Annotated in this window: 4 protein-coding genes; all 4 read right to left on the bottom strand. The window is 59.4% G+C overall.

Going from position 1 to position 2,890, the window contains the following annotated elements; genetic code table 11:
- Positions 1 to 455: IS66 family transposase (locus tag ACFFNA_RS36515; protein WP_446685993.1), on the bottom strand; the 455-nt coding region annotated here is incomplete at its 3' end.
- A 72-nt stretch (positions 456 to 527) separates the two neighbouring features.
- On the bottom strand, positions 528 to 878 hold the full coding sequence (gene tnpB / locus ACFFNA_RS36510) for an IS66 family insertion sequence element accessory protein TnpB (RefSeq protein WP_378924847.1): 351 nt from the start codon (positions 876 to 878) through the stop codon (positions 528 to 530).
- Positions 875 to 1,183 (bottom strand): transposase, encoded by a 309-nt coding sequence (locus ACFFNA_RS36505; RefSeq protein WP_378924845.1) that lies wholly within the window; start codon positions 1,181 to 1,183, stop codon positions 875 to 877. The genes tnpB and ACFFNA_RS36505 overlap by 4 nt, the downstream gene beginning before the upstream one ends.
- A gap of 547 nt (positions 1,184 to 1,730) precedes the next feature.
- Positions 1,731 to 2,276 carry a VOC family protein gene (locus ACFFNA_RS36500; protein ID WP_378924843.1) on the bottom strand — a complete coding sequence of 182 codons (546 nt, stop codon included), beginning with the start codon at positions 2,274 to 2,276 and terminating at the stop codon, positions 1,731 to 1,733.
- Positions 2,277 to 2,890 lie beyond the last annotated feature (614 nt).

The raw sequence follows: 2,890 nt of genomic DNA, 5'->3' as shown, positions 1-2,890 counted from the left end.
CAGGCCTGGGCGACCAGATCGAGCATCTCCTCGCTATCTTCGCCCATGGCGCGCAGATCGCCGCCGCAGCCCGGACAGCATGCGCAAGAGGGTTCGCGAACGATCCTCTTTCGCGGCAGGTTGGGGTTGAGCTTGCGCAGCGGCAACACCCGGACCTTGTCGGTGTCGGCGACGATGGGCAGCTCGATATCGGGCACGCCGACGGCGAAATCGGTCTCGAGATCTTCGAGTTCGAGCAGCATCTGGCCCAGCTTCTCGGACGAGCGGCCGAAGGCCTTGCGGTTGAAGCGATCGATCCGCAGCTGCAGGCGCTGGATGCGAAGTGCGGCCTCGGCGCGCTCCCTTCGCAGTTGCTCATCCCGCTCGGCGATGGTGATGTCACGGGCAGAAACGGCCGCCTCCAGAAGGGCGATCCGGGCGAGGAAATCAGCGATTGAGGGAGCCTGTTCCGACACCCAAATTACATACCCGAAAGACCTCCGTTACGGAAGTAGAATCGACACAGAATCAATAAGAAGCGAGCAAAATCAGCCAGCCAGACGCGGCCGATAAATCTTGCTTGGCCGGCGCCAGTCGATCCCGTCCAAAAGCAGCGAAAGCTGCGCCTTGGTGAGCGACACGGCGACCTGATCCGTCGTGGTTGGCCAGGCAAAACAACCATCGGTGAGCCGTTTTGTAAAAAGGCAAAATCCCTGGTCGTCATGCGCCAGAATCTTGATGATATGACCCTTGCGTCCACGGAAGCAGAAGATCGCGCCAGTGTGCGGATTGAGCGCGAGCACCTGCTGCACCATCCGCGCCAGGCTGTTGATCCCGCGGCGCATATCGGTCGCGCCGCAGCACAAGTAAATCCGGTCGGTCGGCACCACCGTGATCACCTGGTCAACTCCGCCAGGACGATGCGCAGTGCTGTCGGATCGACGATCCCGTCGATCCGCAATCGCGCGCCGCTCGGAAAGGCCACGACGATCCTGCCGGCCGGGTCCGGGCAATCGGCGACGGGGCGTTCGACCTCGGGCAGATCGCTCACGTCGATGCGCGCGAAGGTCGCCATCGCCTGATCGGCATCAGGCTCGCCGCCGGCCATCTGCTTGCGCCAGGCATAGAGCTGTGATGGGGCTACGCCGAAAGCCTGCGCGACCTCGGTCACCGACGACCCCGCCGCGCTCGCCAGGTCGACCAACGCGCGCTTCTCAGTGCAGCTCCACAGCCTTCGTGGCCGCGCGCCTGAGCGTCGTTGCACGATCTTCGGCTGGCGCGGCGCCGCTGAGCTCGGCGACCAGATCGCCCCCTGCATGTTCCAATGTCATGGCGCGAAAACTCCATGTTCATCGGCCTATTGCAAGGTGCCTTGGTGCACCGCTTACCCATGGCGGTGTCTGATGCTTGGAGCTATCGACCGGAATAAACCGCCAGGCGGCGCTTCGCACATGGCCTCGGCATCCGCCCAGATTTTTGCGCACACGGGCAGCAAAGGGGCGATCGCATCATCTGACGGTTGCTGGTGATCGGTGCCACAGCCGTCATGCCGCTAGCCCGATGCACATTTCGCCTGCGGCCTCCTTCGGCGGACTTCGGGCCCGCCATCAGCGGACCTCGCATGACTAGTGGCATCGATGCTGTGGATTGCAGGTCGGACACATGACTGAATCTGATCGACCGTGACCGCAATACAGTCGTGCATTCCACGGCCGCCTACACGTTGGGGGACTGGGACCTTCCATGTTCGCTCAGTATTTCCCGGACTGCTCCAACTGCTCAAAAAGTTCTTGGACGTTGTTGTCGAGAAACCCTTCCTCGCCGTTCCGATGTACAAGTTCGATGCTCAAGCCGGTGTTAGGGCATCGCGAAGAGAACGCCTGTGTTAGGCCTGGTCCGCTTATTACGGCTGTGTCAAACGACAGCCCTCGCTTCTTGAGGACCTCGATCATCGCCGACACATCGTCCACAGCCAGCGCGACATGGGCCAGACCTACCCCAAAATGCTCGACAAGTTGAGACACCTGCGACTCTGGTTCTGTGCCTTGACAAAGTACAAAGCACATCCCGTCGCGAACCATCTCCGCGCACACCATACCAGTCTTTTTACCCTTTATGTGGAGTCGGCGCCTGAGGTTAAAACCAAGGACACCTTGAAACAAATGAATAGCGTCTTCCAGTCTATGAACGGCCAAGGCGATGTGGTCGATCCCACGAAATCGCAGGTTAGTGTGGTCATCCACCTGTGTGGTGGCTTGCGACGCGCTGTCAAATGACACGTTTACGGGATGACTCATTTCCAGCTCCTTCTCTTTGGATAACGCATTTGGACTCTCGACTGGGCATGTATGCTGTAGGTTGGGCGAGAGTAATGATATATGTGTCATCTCTTTCGCCCACCGGCGGGTACCAGCCCGGTTCCAAGCCGGCTCAACTATGATATGGCGGTCACCATCGTCACGAATCTTGCACTCGGGGGTAGCCGAGCGCCCTCCGCGGCTCATGTGGCACCGTTGGATCCTAGAACCGGTCCAAGCGATCATATTCCCTATGGGGTCGGTGAGCTTTGATCTAGATCAAGGCTACGCGTATCGAGCCTCATTAAAACCCCAGCCGCGGGCTCGCGACGGCAACTTACAGACGGCAACTTACAATAGCAGAGATTCCCGCTCGAAGAGCTTAGGTGGAGATTATCACGCTTGACCAACCGAGCATCATCGCCGGCATCCGTTTGGTAGAACACGCGGACGCGGACACCTTGTTTTCATCCGAACTTGCCGCCCTCGGACGCGCTGTTTGTCGTACTTCACTTGTATGGGGATGTTTTTGTCAACGGTCTTTTTTGCGTCCATTCATTGGCCTCGTTTGCGTTTAGGGCAGCTGCTCCATTCACGACAGAAGCAGCCGCCGC

This window comes from Mesorhizobium kowhaii (assembly GCF_042431665.1).
Lineage (GTDB): Bacteria > Pseudomonadota > Alphaproteobacteria > Rhizobiales > Rhizobiaceae > Mesorhizobium > Mesorhizobium kowhaii.
Note: the sequence above shows the minus strand (reverse complement) of the source record. Positions and strands in the feature narration are given on the sequence as shown.